Origin of the sequence: Nostoc sp. (assembly GCF_036917815.1) — a bacterium.
GTDB lineage: Bacteria > Cyanobacteriota > Cyanobacteriia > Cyanobacteriales > Nostocaceae > Nostoc.
On record NZ_JBALEK010000023.1, the window covers coordinates 118,644 to 138,945 of the forward strand.

Sequence of the window (20,302 nt, forward strand, 5' to 3'; positions counted from 1 at the left end):
AAATCTCTTTTTTTCTCTCTGCGCCCTCCGCGTCTCTGCGGTTCAAAAGTCTTTTATTTAACCACAGAGGCGCAGAGAACACAGAGTTAAGAGGTTAAAGAGTAGTTTATTTGATTGAGCAAAATTTTTACCCACCTTGAAAGGGCTACTTTTTTAGGACTTACGCACTGTACAAATTCATCATGATGTGCATCAATCAAAATAGGTTGTTTCAGGCTTTTCTTAATTATCCTTGGATCGTAAATAGACCATGCTGTAGGGGTTTAATTGGATGGTACTAATATGAGAGGGGCTAACTTGTTTGATGCTGTAATCAGAGTTGGCGATGCATTTAGTCCCGATCTGACTGGAGCTAAAAATGTCAAGACCGTCGATTTTACTGGTATGGCTATAGAGTTGACTTTGGAGGACGGGACTGTTATCGACACCACCGACTACGATTGGTAAATTAGCTGTTTCTTGAGCCTCAAATAATAGAGGAGCTTGCAATATTGGTTTTCAATTCTTAATTTACATTAAACATGATTTATAAAAGTATTTTATGGATATCGCTCTGTATAACTTGATTAGACGCGATCGCATTTCTAAAAAAATATAAACATTAATAATCCTTAATAGTTCATACTATTAAGGATTGTTAACATGAGCAAAAACTGCTTACAAACCTGATTGTTCCTTAAAAATCATCGAGAAACTGACTAAGGCGACTGATTACGGGGTCAACCTCTTGAGGAGGGGTAGCAACAGTATAAGAAGTATTATTTACTACTTCTAATTGACTTGGAGACGGAATGAACGATCGATCATTGACTATGAGCGCCAGTTGTGCAACTTGTTGAGAAAGTTGCAGTAGATGATGTTCCATCGCCTCCAAACGATTAGATCCCTTGGCAAAAAAACGTTCCTCAAGTCCAGCCACTTGACGTTGCAGTTCACCGATTTGTTGTTCAATCGGTGTTCTTGCTGCTGTTTGTGGAGCAGGTTGTACAGGTTCCGGTACACATAAAGATTGCCATAAGGCTTCTTTACAGAGATCGCTGAAAGTCTTGTCTGGTTGTTTTTCCAAATAACTTTCTACTTGCGCTAACAAGCTTTCATCAGCAAGCTCTGGGTTGAACGTGACGGATTTAACTACCTTTTTTGACCATTGGAACATCAGCTTTATGCCCTAGCAGCGCGATTAGAGGATAATTGTGCCTCTCCATAAATATACTGCCCCAAAGCATTCGCCTGACGGGAAGGTGCTGCTAAATGAGCATTAATCTTTGCTTCCTTGAGCAGACGTTGAACGTCGTCCCAGAAGAACTCACCACCCCCGCCAGTCAGAATTACATCGGTGACGCGTTCTGGCAACCAGGCTAGCACACGGCTACAGATTTCGCGTGAAAACATCTCGGTAAGGTTGGGAAGAAAATCATCTAGGTTGGTGGGCTTACTAGCGCCTTTAGGACGGTAATAGCGTTCACCTCTGGGTTTGTTCACGGCGGAAATCAGGGCTAGAGATTGACTATCTGCTCCCTCGATTTCGGCGGACACCAATTCATAAAACTTATTCATCCCGAAGTCTTCGCTCTTAGAAGCACCTCTGGCGAAACGGAAGTTATCTACCATCAAAAGATCGACGGTTTGATGTCCAATATCGACGATCGCCACCGATATTTTTGTAAAATCGGGACTGCCAGGGCTTTTCTTCGGTTGAGCTTCAGACCACAGCAGACTGCCGTAGCCTTCTGGCATTACCCAAACTTTATTAACATTCAGCGACACAGATTCGCCTCGGAAGTTCAACACATGAGGCCCACCTACTTGGCTAATCAACTGGGCTTTTTCCTTTTCAAATTGCTCTAAGGAAAGAAAAGGTAGACCCAGTACCACTGAAATATCATTTTTGAGTTTGAAGTAGCCAGCACTTGCTAACACTTTTACCAGTGCAGCCTCTACCTTAGATTGGCCGACTCCTAGATTTGCCCCAAAATCGGCTGCCAGTTGACCAACGGCATATCCATTACCTTGATACTCCAGCCACAAATCCATTAAGGGGTCGGTAGCGCGGGCTTCAAAAACACCGCCGCGTACTTGTTCTATTGACATCTGCTTGACGTTGGCAGGTACGAACACCACGTTACCGGGTTCACGACTCACACAAGTTTTTGTGGAAGTTCTGCCTAAATCAACACTGAGAATGGTTTTCCCTGGAGGGTTGCCGGCGCCGGGGTTGGGATTATTAACAGGATTTGCATTTATGGGAACTGCCGCTCTATTCATGGGTATAGCAGCAGCATTGATGGGGGTAGCGGCGGAAGGTTGGTCTGTCATGAAAGCTCCTAGTTCAAACTTAACTGTAAAAAGTTGTCATGCTCATCTTACAAAAATGCGAGCAACCAGAAATTCTAGGTTGCGTCAAGTGTAGCTAGAAATACGCCAAAATTAATTCCGGCCATATCTCCGATAAGCTCATGCCAACGCACATCTAGTATTATTTGGCATAGTGTAGGCGAATTTTGGCCAGATGTAACCCTTACTTTCACTGCTTTCAAACCAAAAGCGTCCGTGTTTCATCTTCTAGTGCGTCTTAACTGGCGTTTGAATATCCAGAAAACAAATGCTAGAACCAAACCGCCAAGTACGATTTTGGATACAGGAGCAAGGTACTTGTCCACAAGTTCATACTGACTACCCAACGCGTATCCTGAGTATGTTAGCAAACCCACCCAAGCAGCGCTACCTAATGTTGTATAAAACAAAAATGGTAGTAAGGGCATATTGGTTATCCCTGCGGGAACAGAAATCAAAGTACGGATTCCTGGTACAAGGCGACCAATGAAAACTGCTTTGCTACCTTGAGAGTTAAACCAGCGCGTTGCCTTGTCGATATCTTTGCTCGATATAGTCAGCCACTTGCCATACTTGTCAGCGATCGCTTTCAACCGGATTTCGCCCAAAAACTTACCTGGATAGTACCAAACAAGTGCGCCCAATACAGAACCCAAAAGTCCTGCGAAAAACACACCAATGATATTCAGCTTTGCCCCTCCTGGTTGATATGGACTTGCTGTAAATCCAGCCAGTGGCATAATCAATTCTGAAGGAATGGGGGGAAAAAGGTTCTCTAGGAACATTAGTAGGGCAATTCCCCAATGGCCAAAATAGTTGATAGTATTAGTTATCCATTCAAGCATTGAGTCAATTCCTAAAATTGCTGTACTAGTTTTGTGACCAAGATTCAGCCCTAGCTTTTTATTTAGAAGGTAATTATCCCAGCTTGCCAGAGTCAAGGTAACTTGGTTGGACTAAATAAAAGTTGGCATCGAAAGTGGAAGCTAGTGGTCTGTCCCATTAATTTTGCGGGGCTGCGAGATCCCCGACTTCTTGAAGAAGTCGGGGATCTAACCACCCTCACGATTTTATTTTCTAATTTTTTAGATCCCCCTTAGTCGGTTTTTTCAAAAGACTAGGGAGGATCTAAAGATTTGATGGCAAATTTCAAAACAGATTTTAGGTGCAACTGTGCGGAAGCAGAGACACAGAAAAGAGAAAATTTTACCTTTTCCCCCTCATCCCCCTCATCCTCTAGGCTGTCGGGGTCAATGATTGTACCCTTGGTTCCGATTGCCAGTCTAAGGGATTCCAAACTCGATCTTCCAGAGCCATCTGCTCAATCAAACTTGCCAGTCTCAGCGCTTTGAGAGCTTGTTCACCACCTACTGAGGGTTGATTACCACCGTGTACACAGTTGACAAAATGTTCTAATTCTGCACTTAGGGGTTGAATATTGGTGGTGTAGACTTTTTCAATCACACCATCTTGCCTATAAAGTACTTGTCGGTGATCGGTGAGAGAATTGGCACTGGTTTGTCGGTGAATCAAAATTTCATTCTTGAGAAAATCAGCCTCAGTAAATGAATTTTTGCAATGGGCGACAATCCGGCGAATTTTTCGGTGAGTGACTTTACTAGCTGTCAGAGTAGCAACAATACCATTGGCAAACCCCAGGGTAGCAGTTACGTAATCTAAATAACCAGAGTCTAGGGAGCGAGTACCGCTAGCAGTCAATTTCGTGACTGGGGAAGCAGCTAATTCCAGAAGTAGGTCGATGTCATGGATCATTAAATCCAGCACAACTGAAACATCGTTTCCCCGATCTGAGTAAGGACTCATTCTATGGGCTTCTAGCGCCAGCAATTCCTCTGTTTTCAGAACTTGGCTCAGTTCTTTAAAAGCTGGGTTGAAACGCTCAATATGGCCTACTTGCAGGATACACCCAGACTCAGCTGCGGCATTCACTAAAGACTCTGCCTCAGAAATACTGGCTGCGATCGGTTTTTCAATCAAAACATGAATTCCCGCTAACAGACAGCTAATACCCACGGCATAGTGCAGACGGGTGGGAACAGCTACACAAACTGCTTCCACAAGGGGTAGCAGATCGCAGTAATCTTCAAAAAAACGCACCTTGTAATTGCTGGCAGTTTCTAACCCTCGCTCAACGTTAATATCTGCTACTCCGACTAATTCAACATCTTTCATTGAACTCAGCACGCGAGCGTGGTGTTGTCCCATGTTACCCACTCCAATCACGCCTATGCGGATCGGTCGTGGCTGGTTACGCTGTGTGTATGGATTCGGTTCTGCCACTGACATGCTATCTTGCACTATTATTCTCTCCTCAACCACCAAATTTAGAGACGCTACGGCCGTTGGCGTTTATACTCGAAATGCCAGTTACGATCCGTCTAAAACCATCCAGATGGTAACATAGAGCCTATGTTTATGAAGAATTTCAAAGTTTGTGATCGGTTCCCGTAATCCAAATATCTTTATGTATAGATATTTCGGGTTTGCTTGAGATTTTGCACTTTCTCCAAAAAATATATGTCTTTTTATTAACTTTAGAAAATTCGCTAAGACCTAAGAGGATGTTTGTAAAGTATCAATTTGTATAAAGATCCCCCCTAACCCCCCTTTCCCAGGGAGGAAAATAAATCAAAGTCACCCTGGAAAAGGGGAACCACTCGTTGGGCGGGTGTGTGATTTGGCGATTTGAAATCCAAAATTTGTAATTGACATGAAAGCTGTAATTCTGTTATCTGGGGGATTGGACTCTTCCACAATTCTGTATAAAGCTAAGGCTGATGGCTGTGAATGTCATGCTATTTCCTTTGATTATCAGCAGCGACACTGCCAAGAGTTGCAGTCAGCCCTCAGTGTTGCTCAAGAAGCTGCGATCGCAAAACATCAGGTGGTTAATTTTGATTTACGACAATGGGGTGGTTCGGCACTTACCGATGACGCTATTGATTTACCCCAGGAGCGATCGCTGGATGAAATGTCTCAAAATATTCCTGTCACTTATGTTCCGGCTCGTAATACCATCTTTTTAAGCTTTGCTCTTGGTTACGCCGAAGCGATCGGAGCAGAGCGTGTCTATATCGGCGTTAATGCCCTAGATTACTCAGGATATCCTGATTGTCGCCCCGACTATATCCAAGCAATGCAAGAAGTTTTTCGCCTGGGAACCAAACAAGGGCGTGAGGGACAAGCAATTCAGATTGTTGCACCCCTAATCAACCTGAAAAAAACCGAAATCATTCAACTGGGGAACCAATTGGGAGTTCCTTGGCAGCTAACTTGGTCTTGCTATGCCGGTGATGATGTCGCCTGTGGTGTGTGTGATTCTTGTCGCTTGCGGCTAGCAGCTTTTGCCGAATTGGGACTCGTTGATCCAGTGGTGTATGCTTAGTTGGGCATTGGGAAAGAGGAGGCAGGAGGCAGAAATAAATTCTTGAATTTTGAATTTTGAATTTTGAATTGATTTCTCCCTCATCCGCCTCCTTCCCCCTCCTCCTCTAGGCGTAGCAGTTGAATCTGATGCAGGCGTGGCCCAACAATTGATACCACAGTGAATTCGAGATTTTGATAACAGAAGATTTCGCCAATGGCCGGAATTTTCTGTAACTGATACAGCAAAAAGCCTCCCAGTGTTTGGTATTCTCTTGTCAGGGGTAAATTGAGATGCAAAACTTCGTTGAGGTCTTCGAGGTTAATTTGTGCCTGCACCAAAAATTTATGCTCACCTAACATCTGAATCAGTAAGTCGTCGCTGTTTTCCGGCTCGCTGGGGTCGCCAATGATTTCGGCAATGACATCTTTGATTGTCACTAGTCCCACAGTAGAGCCAAATTCATTCACTACCATGACCATAGCGGGTTTCTCTTGCTGCATCATCGGCAAAAGTTCACTTAAGGACGTGTGTTCTGGAACAAATCGGGCGGGACGCATCCAAGGTTGGATCTGTGTCTCTAAACTGAGTTTTCCTACAGCTAAAGGTTGCGCCAAATCTTTAAAATAAACAATGCCGCGAACATCGTCTAAAGATTCACCAATCACGGGATAACGAGAGTAACCAGTAGAAGCCATTTCTTTGAGTAATGTCTGGAAGGTAGCATCTTTTGGCAGCGTGATAATACTGGTGCGGGGGATCATCACATCTTGGGCCATGACATCCCCAAACTCAAAGACATTATTGAGTAATTCTCGCTCTGCACGCTGTAAACCAGTAGATCCCCATTCTGTAGAGATAATCAGTTGCAATTCTTCGGGAGTTACAGGCGGTCGCCAGCCTTGACCAGTGTATTGGATGCCAAAAATCCGCAATAAGAAACGAGTTGATTGGTTGAGAATCCAGATAAAGGGGCCAAAAAAACGCACGATCGCTTTTACCGAAGGCCCCAAAAACCTCGCTAGCTGTTCTGAGTAGAGCATGGCTAAGGATTTGGGACATAGTTCGCCGATCACAATTTGCAAATAGGCAATCAAGAAAAAGGCGATGGGAATTGATAGGGAATGGGCGAGAAAGGTAGTCATTCCACTGGGTAAAGGCCAGGATTTTAACCATGCATTCACTAACCCGACAATGGTACTTTCGCCAATCCATCCCAGTGCCAAACTAGAGAGGGTAATGCCTAACTGGGTGGTAGATAGCAGTCGGTCAATACTGCGTTGTAGCATTTCCACTGCGATCGCTGGAATATCCCCAGCCTTAACTAGCTGGTGAATACGCGATCGCCGCACGCTCACCATCGAAAATTCCGCCGTCACAAAAAAGGCATTTATAGCAATCAGTAGTAACACTGACAACAACCGCAGCGCCACCTCTGTCAAAGTTAAATTAGGAAAAGCACTCACCGCCAAAGCTCGTGTAAAACTCACGCCCTCCATTTAGGGGGAATAGGGAATGGGGAATGGGGACTGGGGAATAGGGAATAGTAAAAAAATAGATAATCACCAATGCCCAATGCCCAATACCCAATACCCAATACCCATTCCCCAGTCCCAATCTACCTTTCTACAGGAATATTCGATGCCTCTAACTTCAATTGTTGAGCAGGATAATCAGTTAGAGCGAGTGATATCTTCTTAACATCATCAAGTAAAGCTGTGGGAATGCTCACTGTACCTGTAAATGCTGGACCATTTGCAGGCAATTCTGTTGGTAAACCGTCTGTACTCGCACTTAGGGTTCGTCCTTTGTCATCGGTAACATCTAAAAAACTATACAGGAAGCGCACAGAATCCTTACCTTTGTTCTGCATTTTCACTTTCAGTAGCAAATCACCACCAGAATAGCGGGCAGATTGCACAATCATAGTTACACCTTCACTCTGGGCAGTAACCGGAAAACCTGGCAGGGGTTTTTCTTCAACCACTTCTGGGGGTTTTTCCTCTGGCTTCTGCTTGCTGTTATTGGTTTCTTCATCATCTTCCTCTAGCTTTTCCGATTTAGCCGCCTTGGTCTTACCATCAATTCGCGCCTTGACAATTTTCAGAATCTCTTCCTCTTTTAATAGCACTACCCCACCCTGTTGGGAGTTATTTGTCTTATTGCTGGCAAATTTGGTTGTGGGACGCCCATCTGGTGTGGTAACGCCTTTCAGTGCTGAACTCCCCAGATCAAACCCCAAAAACCCGCTCACAGAACCTGCTCCCATCATCAGAATTAACAAAATCAAAGTAAGAAGTACAGTAGAATTTATTTTCATCGCTGACAAGCTATCACAATAGAATGCTGGTCTATTTAAGAATAGTGAAGCTTTTGACCTCAATCCTTAAAGGAACTTAATCAATATTAGTTTGCACTATATTCATAATCAAATTATGTAGTATAAAAATCTGGTAAACTCTTGTCCAGTATTCACAAGCAGTAAATTTATGCTACAATCATGGAATTGGCTAAACTCAGTGCATGAGGTATTTTCCTCACTCTAAAATTAGCAAATCAGGTTGACCTAAGAGTTGAAGTAATTGACTCGTAGCAACCCGAAACCCAACAAAACAAGCGCCTTTGGCCGATTGGGGAGGCAGCGAACTCATAATTCGCCTTCAGGCTGGTTCGATTCCAGCAGGGCGCACTGAATCATTAAAAAGGGGCATGGGGCATTGGGAAAGAGGAGGCAGGAGGCAGAAATAAATTCTTTAATTTTGAATTTTGAATTTTGAATTGATTTCTCCCCCACTCCCTCACTCCCCACTCTTACCGAGATGGTAAAGTTTCAAACCTGAATTCAGTTCCCACTTTGAGTTTGCTGCTATTGAAGCGAGGAGACATCATCAGCGATGTGTCATAGGGATTTGGTAAATCAGGAGTGCGAATATAAGCGTCGTTGCCAACTTGCTGAGTCATGACATCATGATATAAAGTGTTAACCAATTCAGCATCGTGGGCAATTTCATTTTCTGGGAAGGAACCACCGAAACCAGAACCAGATCCGAAAAGTGAGTCTAGCTGACGCTTGAGGCTGCCATTTTCGTAGAAATTGCGATCGTGACTAAAATAAGCTCTTTCAAATACATCACTCGTAGTTTCATAATTGGGTGTTGCAGTTTGGGCAGATGCAACAGAGGGAAAAGCAATACCACCAGCAAGCAGTATTAATAAACCACCAAAGGTTTTTAATTTTATACCCACGTTCCTTACTCCTCAAATTTTTGGGCAATCTTAATTTATGCTTAAGTTCAGAACTCTCATGAGTTCAACCTTTGGTGTAGCACAACTTTTAATGTTTTGTAATGACGTATTCTACTGAAACTCTTACCCACTCAGATATTTGGGCAACCACTTCTGATTTGACTACCTTGCGCCACAAGTTACTAGATTTATTTTGCCAACTTGCTTATCAAGAGGGTGATTTTCTCCTCTCTTCTGGGCTGCGTAGTTCTTATTATGTCAACAAGACACAGGTAACACTCCATCCTCAAGGCGCTTTGGCAGTTGGAAGATTACTGTTTCCTTTCTTACCCGTAGATACACAGGCTGTCGGTGGTTTAACAATGGGGGCTGACCCAATTGTGACAGCAGTAAGTCTAGTTTCTGTTTATGAAAACCGACCGATACCAGCGCTGATTATTCGCAAGGAAGCCAAGGGTTATGGGACGAGAGCTTATATAGAAGGCCCCAGTTTACCAGAAGGTGCAAAAGTAGTAGTTTTGGAAGATGTGGTTACAACTGGGCAATCGGCTCTAAAAGCGGTTGAGCGTCTTAAAGATGCAGGTTATACCGTAAATCAAGTAATTTCACTGGTGGATAGACAGCAAGGCGGAGGTGAGTTGTACCAGTCGGCTGGGTTGAAGTTTGAAACTTTGTTTTCGATTCAGGAAGTTCAGGAACGTTACCAACAACTTGCAAATTCATAAGTGTCGCCTGTCAAATTGTCAAACAATTTGACAGTACAAAATTTTTATGATCTAGAGAGCAACTGACGATAATTCGTTTTTTTGTATATTTTTAGAGAAGTTGATGAATTTCATTTACTACTCTGACGATCAGAGAAGATGCTTTTTCGATTTCTTCTTTGGTTGTAAATTTCCCAATACCAATTCTTAACGCTCCCTCAATTATATTTTCCGCAAGATTCATCGCTTGCAGAACGTGAGATGGCGCGACAATAGCTGATGAACAAGCCGCACCTGTAGAAATGGCTAATTGGTGGCGGACTCTAGCAATAATGGCACTATTAGGGATGTCAGGGATAGAAATATGTAAGTTACCTGATAAACGGTTGTTTAAGTATCCATTCACAACTAGATTGGGAATTTGCGCTTGTAGTAAGTTTTGTAGTGTGTCTCGCAAAAGTGCGTAGGCGCAGCCCGCCGTAGGCATCGCATTTTCATCTGCTTCCATCTCAAATTGTCTAAACTTACAAGCTTCCCCTAAGCCAGCGATTCCGGGGACATTGAGTGTACCCGATCTAAGTCCCTGTTCATGTCCACCACCGTAAATAAGTGGTTCAAGATAATGACCTTTTCTCACTACCAATGCACCAACGCCTTTAGGTGCATAAAGTTTATGCCCAGAAATAGCTAGATAGGTAATACCCCATTCTTGAAAGTTGAGGGGAATTTTACCGACTGCTTGGGAAGCATCGCATAAAAAAGGGATATTGTAGGAGGATGCGATCGCACCAATTTTTTGTACTGGGTAAATTGTCCCCACTTCATTATTAGCAGCCATCACACAGAGTAAGGAAGCACCAGCAGCACAGACTTTTTCTAGATGTTCTAAATCAATTTGGGCTTGTTGATTGACATTTAACCAAATAATTTCTGCAAGCCCTTTTTTGGCTAATGCTTTGCAGGTATCTAAAACTGCTTTGTGTTCAACTGGGGAAACAATTATTGTGGCGGGAGTATTTTGTTGATTAATATGTCCTTGAATTGCTAAATTAATACTTTCTGTTGCACCAGATGTAAAGATAATTTCTTTGACAGAAGCATTGATTAATTCAGCTATGTTTTGACGAGCTTGTTTAACTGCTTTTGCTGCTTCATCTCCATAACCATGATCTACACTATTAGCATTACCAAAAGCAGTAGTCATATATATAGTACATGACTTTTTCAGCTACTCTGGGGTCAACGGGAGTAGTTGAGTGGTAATCGAGGTAGATTATGTTAGTCATTTTTTTAACGCAGAGGAACGCTAAGTAAACGCAAAGTAACGCAGAGAATGATCATAACAACTCTCTGTGTCTCTGTGTCTCTGCGTCTCTGCGTGAGATTTAATCACTTTTACTGAAAGGTTAAAGCTAATAAAGCATGATTTCGATATTATAGGGGTATCGGGTTCTAGTTAGCGAGTCAGGTTATGGAAAGTATCAAGATTAGAACACATATCGGTGATGATGGAATTCTGCAAATTCAGCTTCCACCTGAGATTGCTAACCAAGAATTAGATGTAGTAATTGTCTTTCAGCCTGTGATCCCAGAACCCTCACATAGAGCTAAAACACCCCAAGAATTAGGGTATTCTCATAGGTTTTTAGAAAATGTCATAGGTAGTTGGGAAGGTGAACCCCTTGAACGACCAGAACAGCTTTCCTTTGAGAATAGGGAGGAGATTCAATGGCCTACCTCTTAGATACAAATGCGTGTATCCAAATTCTTAATTCATCAAATTCACCTGTTACCAAAAAAATTCTGACAATTCCTGCTAAAGAAATTTACATCTGTACAGTTGTTTATAGTGAACTGTACTATGGAGCTTACAAAAGCAAAAATGTTAACAGAAACCTCAGTCATCTGGAAAATTTATTTGCTGAGTTTACTGATTTACCACTAGATCGTCAAGCAGCAAAAATTGGTGGAAAGATTCGCGCTCGTCTTGATACTTTGGGAACTCCAATTGGAGCAAATGACTTGTTAATTGCTGCGATAGCTTTAGCAAATGATCTCACGTTGATATGAGGCAAACTACCGGGGTTTTTTCCTGGTTCGGCTTGGCGGGCTTCTTCTTTGGCGTAGGAAAAACGCACTTTTACATCATGTTCTTTATCTTTAAAATTAATTTTATAAGTAGTTTCGTAAGATGTATCGCCTTCCCAAGGTTGGAACATTGCTTGATGATCATAAGGTGCAGGACAAGAGGTTTTTTCGATTAGATAACCAGGGTCATTGGGTAGGGCATATTTTTCTAGAATAATGTCAGATAAAGCATCTAAATCAAATGTCACCATGCGAATTCTGACTTGATCGTTATCCAGAAATTTGCGATACATTCTGCCAATCACAAATTCAGAATTATCAATAATCGCTTTCCCTGTCCGCCACATACAACGGTCGATTTTTGACCAGACTACTAATGTGCCACTTTTATCAAATTTTTGACCGATGTTTCTCCAAATCATCGGAATTGGTTGCACAGTCGGTTCGGGTACTTCGGTCAGCCGCCGATTTTTGATTTCACCTAAATCAAGGTAAGTATGAAGTACATTTTCTAGACCATTTTGCCATGACCACACATCTACACGTTGACATTGAGAAATAGAGGACGAGGGTAAACCCATGCCAAAACGTCCAATTCCGGTATGTTTATCTTCATCTAAATGAGTACCATTGCCAAATTGCAGGGCTAGACGTAAAACGTTAGCATCCATACCATGACCATTATCTAACACTGCGATTTGTTCAATACGCGATCGCCTCCTCACCTCCCCCTGTTCTTTCCGTTCCCCACAAAGTAACTCTACTTGGGATGCACCGGCTTGAATGGCATTATCCATTAATTCGGCTAAAGCATAAGCGGCATTTTTATAACCGTTATCGCGCATAGCTTGTACTGCTAGGTGAGTCGGCACTATATCATGGGCGTTAGCATTCATGGGTTTTTCCTCCAAACGTCTTCCCAATTGTGAAAAGCTGATGCAACTGAACCAAAACCGGGGAGTTGGCTATCGACAACGGTGACAATTTCGGCGATCTCATTACCCCCAGCTTTGAGTCCTCTGATGGCGCGTCCTACCATTTGGCTGTAGAGGACAAGTGATTTGGTAGGACGGGCGATAACGGCGGCGCTAGTTTTGGGTGCATCGAATCCAGTGGTTAAAACGCCGTAGTTACATAAAATCTTGGTTTGGGGCTGTTCGTCTTTAAAACTTTGAATCAGCCTTTCTCTCTCTGATTTGGGGGTATCACCTGTAACAGCATCAGTATTAAATCCTCTGAAACGCAAAATTCCGGCGATGAGTCTAGCGTGTTCAACGGAGGTATTAAAAACGATAATCCGTTGATGGTGTTGGGCTAGTGCTTCTAGTTCTAGGATGATGCGGAGGTTGCGTTGTTCGTCTGCTGCTAACCGATTGAGGATATATTGGGGTATGTCTAATTCTGTATTAATCCGATTCAGGTCTTGGGGAGTTAGTTCAATACCCGTTTCATAAAATAAGGAACGATAGTTAACTTTAGCGAGGTATTGTTGATCGACGAGATAATCAATGGGGTTGTCATAACCTGGGATTTCTAAAGTAACTTTCTGTTGGGCGAAGAATTTTGCTAGTTGTGCATCGGTGTTAATATCAGCCCAAGTCCTTCCCGGTGTGGCGGTTAAACCTAATAAGGCGGTTTTTTCGTAGGGGATGACTAAAGCATCTAAGACGAGTTTATAGGTTTCGGCAACTGCTTGATGGGCTTCATCGATAATTACCAATGAACAACGCACACCCAGTTGATTAATAAAGCGAATACTTTTTTTTGCGGCGTTATAGACTTTCGCTAATCCTGCTACGACTAAGCCATCTTGCGCTTGTGCTAAGTCTAACTCATGGTTGCCCCAGAAGCGGTAAGTGGTGATGGTGCGATCGCCTAAACTGTCCCAGGCTTTTTGAAATTCTGTAACTGCTTGTTCACAAAGTTCTTCACTATATGCTAACCAAATTACTAAAGTGGGTTCATTGTTTCTTAGGCGTAAACCCAATTAGGGCTAAAACCTTGTATAGTTGCTAAAGAAATTAAAGGTTGAGTTGTTGTTTTATAAGCCTTACTCAAAACCTCTAAATTTAATAAATCATCAGCTTGGCTAACTTTTAATTCAGATACAAATGACTCAGTATATTTTAACCATTGATTTTTAGATATGTTTTGATAGGCAACAGTTAAACCGCGATGTTGCAATTCTACAAAAGCATGAAAATATTCTTCGGATGGTAAATTGTTAGATTTAGAAGAATTAACAGATTTTGTAGTTGGAATTACATTCCATAGTTGATTATGAGCTACAAAAGACCAAGGCAGATAATGATCTAATGAAATTTCATTCTTATTTAAGAGAACCTTAGAATAAATACATTCAATATCTTGATATTCTAAAACAGTTTTCCAATATTTCTTCTGTTCTGTTTTAGATAGCAAGTCTAGGAAATAAAGGTGTAGGAGTTGGCGCGATCCATTGGTGTCAACTTAACGTGAAAGTTAGTTAAGAGAAAGCGTTCTAGAGTTGCCCTCATCCCCTAACCCCGAATCCCATCTTGGGAGAAGGGGAACTGGAGAATTATGCTCCCCTCTCCCAATTTGGGAGAGGGGCTGGGGGTGAGGGCAAAACTCATGGAGTCAGGAGATTTCAGCTTAAGTTTACACCAATGGGCGCGATCGCGCATTGCACCAACTCTTGATAATTTAAATAACTAGAGGACTCTTAATTGAATGACGCGCTTTATACATGACAAATTTGCCAAAGACTATCTTGAAGAATTGCTAAAAGATTACGGAGAAGTCAAATCATCAGAAAAAATCTCAGGGGAAATTAAAGAAATAGATGTTTTATTCACTCCTACTAAACAGCAAAACTCTAATTTACAAATACTGGGTTTACTAGGAAGGTTTGCTGAAAATCCTGCACTCATAGAACCATTCCGCAATCCAGCTTCTACCGATGAAATCTGCGACTGTATTCTCAAATTATTAGAAGTAAAGGCTCTTTTGCGCCGAGAAGCTAAAGCCAATAAAATCAAACTTCAAGACTCAGAAATTCCCAAATTGTGGGTTCTGACTCCAACGGTATCTGAAACTAGATTATCTAGTTTTGGAACTCTTGAAAGAGACAGTTGGTTATCAGGAGTACATTTTCTCCCAGATGCTTTGCGGACAGCAATTGTAGCGATACATCAATTACCACAGATACCGGAAACGTTATGGTTGAGGCTTTTGGGTAGGGGAAGCGTGCAGTCCCAAGCGATTATCGAGTTGCAAGCGTTACCATTAAATCATCCATACCAAAAAGCAACCCTGGAATTAGTTTACAACTTGCGCGAAAACTTGAGAGTAAATCAAGAATTAGAAGCAGATGATAGGGAGTTAGTTATGCGACTAGAACCACTTTATCAAAGAGACAGAGAACAAGCCAAACAAGAGGGAAGACGGGAAGGAAGACAAGAAGGAAGACAAGAGGGAAGACAGGAAGGAGAACAACATTTAATTATACGTCTGCTCAATCGCCGTGTTGGGGAAATTAATGAATCATTAATCGAGGAAATTAAAGGTTTATCGATTGAACAATTAGAAAATCTAGGAGAAGCATTACTAGACTTTTCTAATGTTGCTGATTTAGAAACTTGGTTAAACCAACAACAAGGATAAAACATGAACTAACTTAGTGCGTAAAGTCTTCGCAGTGACACCATCATCCCCGGCTTCAGTACCGATATAGGGTAAATTACAAGCTGCTGGTAAAGCTTTAAACAACAATTCATCAGGCTCAACAGTAGTTTTTAATGCCTTTAAAATGGCTCTTGGTTCATCTGCTAAACGTCGGGTTTGTTGAGTATATTTAGGCAGTTTATTAACAAACTGATAAAGAGGAGTAACTACCGTTAACAGAGTGGCATTACGAACTTTACCCAATTTTTTTAATTGAGGATTGCGTAAAATTGCTTCTAATTCTTTGAAAACTTCTGCCCTTAATCCGATTACTGCAAAATACTTAACTGCAAAGCGTTCAGGATATTTAACTAATAATTCAAAATGTTCTGTTCCTAATACAGGAATAAATGTACCATCTTGATAAAGTCCCAAATCATCAGCGTGATACAACAGTACCGCCGCTAAAATAACCGGAACTGCACCTTGTTTCACACCGTAGGGAGGTGATGCTAAATGTTGATAAAGTAAATTAAAAGTTTGGCTTGTTTCTGTTGCTGCTAAACAAAAAGTCTCAACTGCTTCCCAGAGATAATGCAACCCCGAATTTTCTAATGGTGGATAAAAATCCCAATAATCATCTTCCTGGCGATAAATCCCTGTTTCTTCTAACAGAGAATAATACATACTAACTTCGGGACCATAACCTTCTAAAGCTAATCTCTCTTCATTTTGATGTTCTAACATTGCCTGAATCAATTCTCGTCTAGCTTTCGCCCCTTGAGAGGTTAAATCTCGACGGTTAATTAATTCATTCCTTGGAGAATTTTTAGAACATGATGCACTCCGGTAGATCGTCAATTGGCTCGATCGCTGTACACAATCGACAACTCAAACCCTTATGTATACTTAAAGCCAGCAGCGGGATTTGAACTCGCGACCTTCCGATTACAAGTCGGATGCACTACCACTGTGCTATGCTGGCAAGTTGAGCGTAGGCGTAGCCCACTGTTGAGCATTGCTTTTAAATAGCAACCACAATTTCTTATTTTACCATAATCAATTTATTTGTCTACCTGTAATTGCTAAAAATATCTCCCTCTTCAGGAATTAGGCTAGAAGACTAGAGATTTTGGCAATATCGCCGCTTTTGTGCCGCCTAAATGGTTTGATGTCCGTAGCAATTGTGATGAAACAGAAACAAATCGGCGATCGCAATCACTGATAAAGTTGATAAATTAATATTTATACCAAAAGCTCACTCAAATCCTGAACTGAACGCAAAAATATCTGGTCAGTTCTAAAACTGTATTTTCTTGGCACGGTTGAATAAAGGAACAGAAATATATAATTATTTTTTACAGATTACAAGCATGGCAGCATTGCTCGGACGAGATTTATTAAGTCTATCGGATATCAGTCCAACGGAACTCCAAGAACTCCTGCAATTGGCAACTCAACTTAAATCACAACAGTTGAAGTTGCAGTGTAATAAAGTTTTGGGATTGTTGTTCTCTAAAGCTTCAACTCGCACGCGGGTAAGTTTTACTGTGGCGATGTACCAACTGGGTGGACAGGTAATCGATCTCAACCCTAATGTTACTCAAGTTAGTCGCGGAGAGCCTTTGCAGGATACGGCGCGGGTATTAGATCGATATCTGGATGTTTTGGCAATTCGCACTTTTGCACAGCAGGATTTGGAAACTTTTGCTGACTACGCCAAGATTCCAGTGATTAATGCACTTACCGATGCAGAACATCCCTGTCAGATATTAGCGGATTTATTGACGATTCAAGAAGGCTTTGGTACTCTTGCTGGGTTAACTTTAACCTACGTGGGTGATGGAAATAATGTGGCTAATTCTCTGATGTTGGGCTGTGCTTTGGTGGGGATGAATGTCAGAATTGCTACTCCTAGCGGCTATGAGCCGGATTCTCGGATTGTAGAACAGGCAAGAGCGATCGCTAATAATAAAACTGAAGTTCTCCTGACTCACGATCCCGAATTAGCTGCTAAGGGTTCTGCTGTACTTTACACTGATGTTTGGGCAAGTATGGGGCAAGAAGCAGAAGCAGATAACCGAATGCCAATTTTCGAGCCTTACCAAATTTCTGAGCAGCTATTGAGCCTTGCTGAACCAGAGGCAATTGTTTTACACTGCTTACCAGCCCATCGTGGTGAAGAAATTACCGAGGCCGTTATTGAAGGTTCTCAATCAAAAGTTTGGGAACAGGCAGAAAATCGACTGCACGCGCAAAAGGCTTTGCTTGCTAGTATCTTAGGGGCGGAATGAAAAGAGTTAGGAGTAGAGACGCGATTAATCACGTCTGTACAAAATAGACGCGATTAATCGCCTCTGTACAAAATAGATGCGTTTGCCCTGCCCTCTGTACAGGAGTCAAAATAGCGAGTGTGCGATTGGCTCCTGACTACTTGCTGGTAAAAAATCCCAAATAAAAGGGTAAAAGAAAAAAGAATATTCTTACTTTTGCCTTTCATATTTTTACTTTTCTCTTGTTATGGGGAGTTTTTTGTAGTACTAATGTTCTAGAGACATTTATAATTACTCCCTGCAAATTTATGGAACGTCTAACGGAAGCTCAACAAGAACTTTACGAATGGTTGGCAGAATACATCAGAACGCACCAGCATTCGCCTTCTATTCGCCAAATGATGCAAGCGATGAACCTGAAGTCACCAGCACCAATTCAAAGTCGTTTGGAGCATTTACGCACTAAAGGATATATAGAATGGACTGAAGGCCAAGCACGAACGATTCGGATTTTGCGTGCTGTGAAGCAAGGTGTACCAATTTTGGGCACGATCGCAGCTGGTGGTTTAATAGAACCGTTTACTGATGCTGTAGATCATTTAGACTTTTCTAATTTCGAGTTACCTCCCCAAACCTACGCTTTGCGCGTAGCTGGCGATAGCATGATTGAAGATTTAATTGCTGATGGCGATGTGGTATTCCTGCGTCCAGTAGCAGAACCTAATCATTTAAAAAATGGTACCATCGTCGCCGCCAGAGTAGATGGATTTGGTACAACTTTAAAACGTTTTTATCGCCAAGGCGATCGCGTTACCCTCAAACCAGCAAATCCTAAGTACAATCCTATTGAAGTCAGCGCTATGCAAGTACAGGTGCAGGGTTCACTCATTGGTGTTTGGCGGGGTTACAACTGAGTAATGGGGACTGGGGATTGGGGAATAGGGATTGGGAAAGATAAGTACCAATGACTAATGACTAATGACTAATGACTAAATAAATATGTACCTGACGAAAAATTCAGTGCAGCAGCTGCCCACTTTCCGGTTGAAATTACCAATTGCAAGGGAAATTTTGGGCAGTTATTACACTTCGCAACCATTACCAGGATGCCCAAGAATGCCTGTGTCTCTGCAATTGCGGCAATATCAGCGCCAAGCGATCGCTAGCTGGTTTACCAACAATGGCAGAGGGACGCTGAAAATGGCTACTGGTAGTGGTAAAACTATTACCGCATTAGCGATCGCTTGTGAATTATATCAGCAGATTAATTTACAAGTTCTGTTGGTGGTGTGTCCCTATCGCCATCTCGTCACCCAATGGGCGCGAGAATGTGAAAAATTTAATTTGCAACCCATTTTAGCCTTTGAGAATTTACGCACTTGGCAAAGTCAACTTTCTACCCAAATTTATAATCTGCGTTCTGGTTCTCAACGGTTTGTGACGGTGATTACTACGAACTCGACTTTAATTGGCGATGGGTTTCAGTCTCAACTCAAATATTTTCCCGCCAAAACTTTAATTATTGGGGATGAGGCGCATAATTTAGGCGCACCCAAGTTAGAAGAAAGTTTACCGCGCAGTGTTGGGTTGAGACTAGCTTTATCTGCCACACCGGAAAGGTATTTTGATGATTTTGGGACGCAATCTTTATTTGATTATTTTGGCCCAGTTCTCCAGCCAGAGTTTACTTTGAGGGATGCGATCGCTCAAGGTGCTTTGGTACATTATCTCTATTATCCGGTGCTGGTGGAGTTAACTGAAGCAGAAAGTATTGCCTATTTAAAGTTAACTAAAAGAATTGGGCGATCGTTACTTTATCGCGATCGGGAAAATGGCGGAAATTTTGAAGACAATGAAGATTTAAAACCGTTATTGATGCAAAGGGCAAGATTAATTGGTGCGGCGGAAAATAAATTAAATGCTTTGCGGGATTTAATGACAACTCGCCGCGAAACTACTCACACTCTTTTTTATTGTAGTGATGGTTCCCAAGAGGCGGGACAACGTTCATCTCTACGCCAACTTAAAGCTGTTGCTAAAATTTTGGGCGTGGATTTGGGGTACAAGGTAAGCACCTATACGGCTCAAACAACTTTACAAGAAAGAGAAATATTACGTTGTCAATTTGAAAGCGGCGAATTGCAAGGTTTGGTGGCAATTCGTTGTTTAGATGAAGGTGTTGATATTCCGGCAATTCAAACTGCGGTGATTTTATCAAGTTCTGGTAATCCTCGCCAATTCATTCAACGACGGGGGCGAGTTTTACGTCCTCATCCAGGAAAGGAACGCGCTACTATATTTGACATGATTGTTTTACCACCAGATTTAGATAGAGAAACCATAGAAGTTGAGCGCAATCTGTTAAAAAAGGAATTGCGCCGCTTTGTAGAATTTGCTGATTTGGCTGATAATGCAGGCGTTGCCAGAATGAAATTACTGGATTTACAAAAGCGATATGGTTTATTAGATATTTGATGAGCAATTGTAAAATTTTTCGACTTTTGAAAAAAGAAGCATTAAGTATGAAATAATAAAATTATGATTTTAAAGAGAACGTAAACAGTGGCTTTACTGAGGCTCTTCCAGCACTAAAGAAAGTTAAAATATAGAAAAAGTATATTTCAAAA

The 20,302-nt window shown here is 41.9% G+C and carries 20 protein-coding genes, 2 tRNA genes and 1 pseudogene; 10 read left to right on the forward strand and 13 right to left on the reverse strand.

The genetic code is table 11. From position 1 onward, the window contains the following. Window positions 1-282 precede the first annotated feature (282 nt). The gene (locus V7K97_RS06950) at window positions 283-447 is read left to right on the forward strand and encodes a hypothetical protein (RefSeq protein ID WP_334800054.1); all 165 of its coding nucleotides are present in this window, start codon (window positions 283-285) and stop codon (window positions 445-447) included. A gap of 229 nt (window positions 448-676) precedes the next feature. Here V7K97_RS06950 and V7K97_RS06955 read toward each other — a convergent pair whose 3' ends face one another. The 4 genes from V7K97_RS06955 to V7K97_RS06970 form a co-directional block, all read right to left on the reverse strand. Beyond that, window positions 677-1,156, reverse strand: a complete 480-nt coding sequence (locus V7K97_RS06955) for a plasmid segregation centromere-binding protein ParR (protein ID WP_334800055.1) — start codon at window positions 1,154-1,156, stop codon at window positions 677-679. A 5-nt stretch (window positions 1,157-1,161) separates the two neighbouring features. After that, window positions 1,162-2,316 carry a ParM/StbA family protein gene (locus V7K97_RS06960; RefSeq protein WP_334800057.1) on the reverse strand — a complete coding sequence of 385 codons (1,155 nt, stop codon included), beginning with the start codon at window positions 2,314-2,316 and terminating at the stop codon, window positions 1,162-1,164. Between the two features lie 239 nt (window positions 2,317-2,555). Next, entirely contained in the window at window positions 2,556-3,179 is a 624-nt protein-coding gene (locus tag V7K97_RS06965) for a DedA family protein (RefSeq protein WP_334800059.1), read from the reverse strand. Window positions 3,180-3,570: 391 nt separating this feature from the next. Then, entirely contained in the window at window positions 3,571-4,653 is a 1,083-nt protein-coding gene (locus V7K97_RS06970; RefSeq protein ID WP_334800061.1) for a Gfo/Idh/MocA family oxidoreductase, read from the reverse strand. A 412-nt stretch (window positions 4,654-5,065) separates the two neighbouring features. Between V7K97_RS06970 and queC the strand changes: the two genes are divergently transcribed. Next, complete coding sequence (gene queC, locus V7K97_RS06975) at window positions 5,066-5,740, forward strand: 7-cyano-7-deazaguanine synthase QueC (protein WP_334800062.1); 675 nt, start codon at window positions 5,066-5,068, stop codon at window positions 5,738-5,740. An 80-nt stretch (window positions 5,741-5,820) separates the two neighbouring features. On the opposite strand, the gene V7K97_RS06980 is transcribed toward queC, so the two are convergent. Together V7K97_RS06980 and V7K97_RS06985 are read right to left on the reverse strand one after the other, a co-directional pair. Then, window positions 5,821-7,218 (reverse strand): hemolysin family protein, encoded by a 1,398-nt coding sequence (locus tag V7K97_RS06980; protein WP_334800063.1) that lies wholly within the window; start codon window positions 7,216-7,218, stop codon window positions 5,821-5,823. 119 nt (window positions 7,219-7,337) lie between these two features. Then, window positions 7,338-8,039, reverse strand: a complete 702-nt coding sequence (locus V7K97_RS06985) for a hypothetical protein (RefSeq protein ID WP_334800065.1) — start codon at window positions 8,037-8,039, stop codon at window positions 7,338-7,340. A gap of 296 nt (window positions 8,040-8,335) precedes the next feature. Here V7K97_RS06985 and V7K97_RS06990 point away from each other — a divergent pair. Then, window positions 8,336-8,408, forward strand: a tRNA-Ile gene (locus V7K97_RS06990). 122 nt (window positions 8,409-8,530) lie between these two features. Here the strand turns inward: V7K97_RS06990 and V7K97_RS06995 are convergent. Beyond that, on the reverse strand, window positions 8,531-8,965 hold the full coding sequence (locus tag V7K97_RS06995) for a hypothetical protein (protein ID WP_334800067.1): 435 nt from the start codon (window positions 8,963-8,965) through the stop codon (window positions 8,531-8,533). A 101-nt stretch (window positions 8,966-9,066) separates the two neighbouring features. On the opposite strand from V7K97_RS06995, the gene pyrE reads away from it, so the two are divergent. After that, the gene (gene pyrE, locus V7K97_RS07000; RefSeq protein WP_334800068.1) at window positions 9,067-9,690 is read left to right on the forward strand and encodes an orotate phosphoribosyltransferase; all 624 of its coding nucleotides are present in this window, start codon (window positions 9,067-9,069) and stop codon (window positions 9,688-9,690) included. Window positions 9,691-9,781: 91 nt separating this feature from the next. On the opposite strand, the gene V7K97_RS07005 is transcribed toward pyrE, so the two are convergent. Next, complete coding sequence (locus V7K97_RS07005; protein WP_334800069.1) at window positions 9,782-10,873, reverse strand: cysteine desulfurase family protein; 1,092 nt, start codon at window positions 10,871-10,873, stop codon at window positions 9,782-9,784. A gap of 267 nt (window positions 10,874-11,140) precedes the next feature. On the opposite strand from V7K97_RS07005, the gene V7K97_RS07010 reads away from it, so the two are divergent. Together V7K97_RS07010 and V7K97_RS07015 are read left to right on the forward strand one after the other, a co-directional pair. Then, window positions 11,141-11,413, forward strand: coding sequence for a hypothetical protein (locus V7K97_RS07010; RefSeq protein ID WP_334800070.1), 273 nt, complete (start codon window positions 11,141-11,143; stop codon window positions 11,411-11,413). Next, the gene (locus V7K97_RS07015; RefSeq protein WP_334800071.1) at window positions 11,398-11,739 is read left to right on the forward strand and encodes a PIN domain-containing protein; all 342 of its coding nucleotides are present in this window, start codon (window positions 11,398-11,400) and stop codon (window positions 11,737-11,739) included. The genes V7K97_RS07010 and V7K97_RS07015 overlap by 16 nt, the downstream gene beginning before the upstream one ends. Window positions 11,740-12,191: 452 nt before the next feature. Here V7K97_RS07015 and V7K97_RS07020 read toward each other — a convergent pair. From V7K97_RS07020 to V7K97_RS07030, 3 genes and pseudogenes are all read right to left on the reverse strand, one after another. After that, window positions 12,192-12,653 (reverse strand): annotated as a pseudogene (locus V7K97_RS07020) (ATP-binding protein); the annotation flags it as partial. Further along, the gene (locus V7K97_RS07025) at window positions 12,650-13,744 is read right to left on the reverse strand and encodes a DEAD/DEAH box helicase (protein WP_334800072.1); all 1,095 of its coding nucleotides are present in this window, start codon (window positions 13,742-13,744) and stop codon (window positions 12,650-12,652) included. The gene V7K97_RS07025 and the pseudogene V7K97_RS07020, both read right to left, overlap by 4 nt. Continuing rightward, window positions 13,729-14,178 carry an HNH endonuclease domain-containing protein gene (locus V7K97_RS07030; RefSeq protein ID WP_334800073.1) on the reverse strand — a complete coding sequence of 150 codons (450 nt, stop codon included), beginning with the start codon at window positions 14,176-14,178 and terminating at the stop codon, window positions 13,729-13,731. The genes V7K97_RS07025 and V7K97_RS07030 overlap by 16 nt, the downstream gene beginning before the upstream one ends. A 291-nt stretch (window positions 14,179-14,469) precedes the next feature. Here V7K97_RS07030 and V7K97_RS07035 point away from each other — a divergent pair, with 291 nt between their 5' ends. Beyond that, window positions 14,470-15,402: a DUF4351 domain-containing protein gene (locus V7K97_RS07035; protein WP_334800075.1), complete on the forward strand. Its 933-nt coding sequence runs from the start codon at window positions 14,470-14,472 to the stop codon at window positions 15,400-15,402. Here V7K97_RS07035 and V7K97_RS07040 read toward each other — a convergent pair. Both V7K97_RS07040 and V7K97_RS07045 read right to left on the reverse strand, forming a co-directional pair. Continuing rightward, entirely contained in the window at window positions 15,382-16,263 is an 882-nt protein-coding gene (locus V7K97_RS07040; protein WP_334800076.1) for a hypothetical protein, read from the reverse strand. The two genes, V7K97_RS07035 and V7K97_RS07040, sit on opposite strands and share 21 nt — an antisense overlap. A 52-nt stretch (window positions 16,264-16,315) precedes the next feature. Beyond that, window positions 16,316-16,387, reverse strand: a tRNA-Thr gene (locus V7K97_RS07045). Between the two features lie 388 nt (window positions 16,388-16,775). Here V7K97_RS07045 and argF point away from each other — a divergent pair. From argF to V7K97_RS07060, 3 genes are all read left to right on the forward strand, one after another. Then, window positions 16,776-17,696 carry an ornithine carbamoyltransferase gene (argF, locus tag V7K97_RS07050; RefSeq protein ID WP_334800078.1) on the forward strand — a complete coding sequence of 307 codons (921 nt, stop codon included), beginning with the start codon at window positions 16,776-16,778 and terminating at the stop codon, window positions 17,694-17,696. 287 nt (window positions 17,697-17,983) lie between these two features. Beyond that, complete coding sequence (lexA, locus tag V7K97_RS07055) at window positions 17,984-18,589, forward strand: transcriptional repressor LexA (protein WP_334800079.1); 606 nt, start codon at window positions 17,984-17,986, stop codon at window positions 18,587-18,589. Between the two features lie 85 nt (window positions 18,590-18,674). Continuing rightward, a complete protein-coding gene (locus V7K97_RS07060; protein ID WP_334800080.1) occupies window positions 18,675-20,150 on the forward strand; it encodes a DNA phosphorothioation system restriction enzyme in 1,476 nt (491 codons plus the stop codon). The last annotated feature ends 152 nt before the right edge of the window (window positions 20,151-20,302 follow it).

Bases quoted from the DNA above. Each gene is read 5' to 3' on its own strand.
- V7K97_RS06960 (WP_334800057.1), bottom strand. From the start codon at position 2,316: ATGACAGACCAACCTTCCGCCGCTACCCCCATCAATGCTGCTGCTATA.
- V7K97_RS07035 (WP_334800075.1), top strand. From the start codon at position 14,470: ATGACGCGCTTTATACATGACAAATTTGCCAAAGACTATCTTGAAGAA.
- V7K97_RS06965 (WP_334800059.1), bottom strand. From the start codon at position 3,179: ATGCTTGAATGGATAACTAATACTATCAACTATTTTGGCCATTGGGGA.
- V7K97_RS07005 (WP_334800069.1), bottom strand. From the start codon at position 10,873: ATGACTACTGCTTTTGGTAATGCTAATAGTGTAGATCATGGTTATGGA.
- V7K97_RS06955 (WP_334800055.1), bottom strand. From the start codon at position 1,156: ATGTTCCAATGGTCAAAAAAGGTAGTTAAATCCGTCACGTTCAACCCA.
- V7K97_RS07015 (WP_334800071.1), top strand. From the start codon at position 11,398: ATGGCCTACCTCTTAGATACAAATGCGTGTATCCAAATTCTTAATTCA.
- V7K97_RS06985 (WP_334800065.1), bottom strand. From the start codon at position 8,039: ATGAAAATAAATTCTACTGTACTTCTTACTTTGATTTTGTTAATTCTG.
- argF (WP_334800078.1), top strand. From the start codon at position 16,776: ATGGCAGCATTGCTCGGACGAGATTTATTAAGTCTATCGGATATCAGT.
- V7K97_RS06980 (WP_334800063.1), bottom strand. From the start codon at position 7,218: ATGGAGGGCGTGAGTTTTACACGAGCTTTGGCGGTGAGTGCTTTTCCT.
- pyrE (WP_334800068.1), top strand. From the start codon at position 9,067: ATGACGTATTCTACTGAAACTCTTACCCACTCAGATATTTGGGCAACC.
- V7K97_RS06950 (WP_334800054.1), top strand. From the start codon at position 283: ATGAGAGGGGCTAACTTGTTTGATGCTGTAATCAGAGTTGGCGATGCA.
- queC (WP_334800062.1), top strand. From the start codon at position 5,066: ATGAAAGCTGTAATTCTGTTATCTGGGGGATTGGACTCTTCCACAATT.
- V7K97_RS07010 (WP_334800070.1), top strand. From the start codon at position 11,141: ATGGAAAGTATCAAGATTAGAACACATATCGGTGATGATGGAATTCTG.
- V7K97_RS07060 (WP_334800080.1), top strand. From the start codon at position 18,675: ATGTACCTGACGAAAAATTCAGTGCAGCAGCTGCCCACTTTCCGGTTG.
- lexA (WP_334800079.1), top strand. From the start codon at position 17,984: ATGGAACGTCTAACGGAAGCTCAACAAGAACTTTACGAATGGTTGGCA.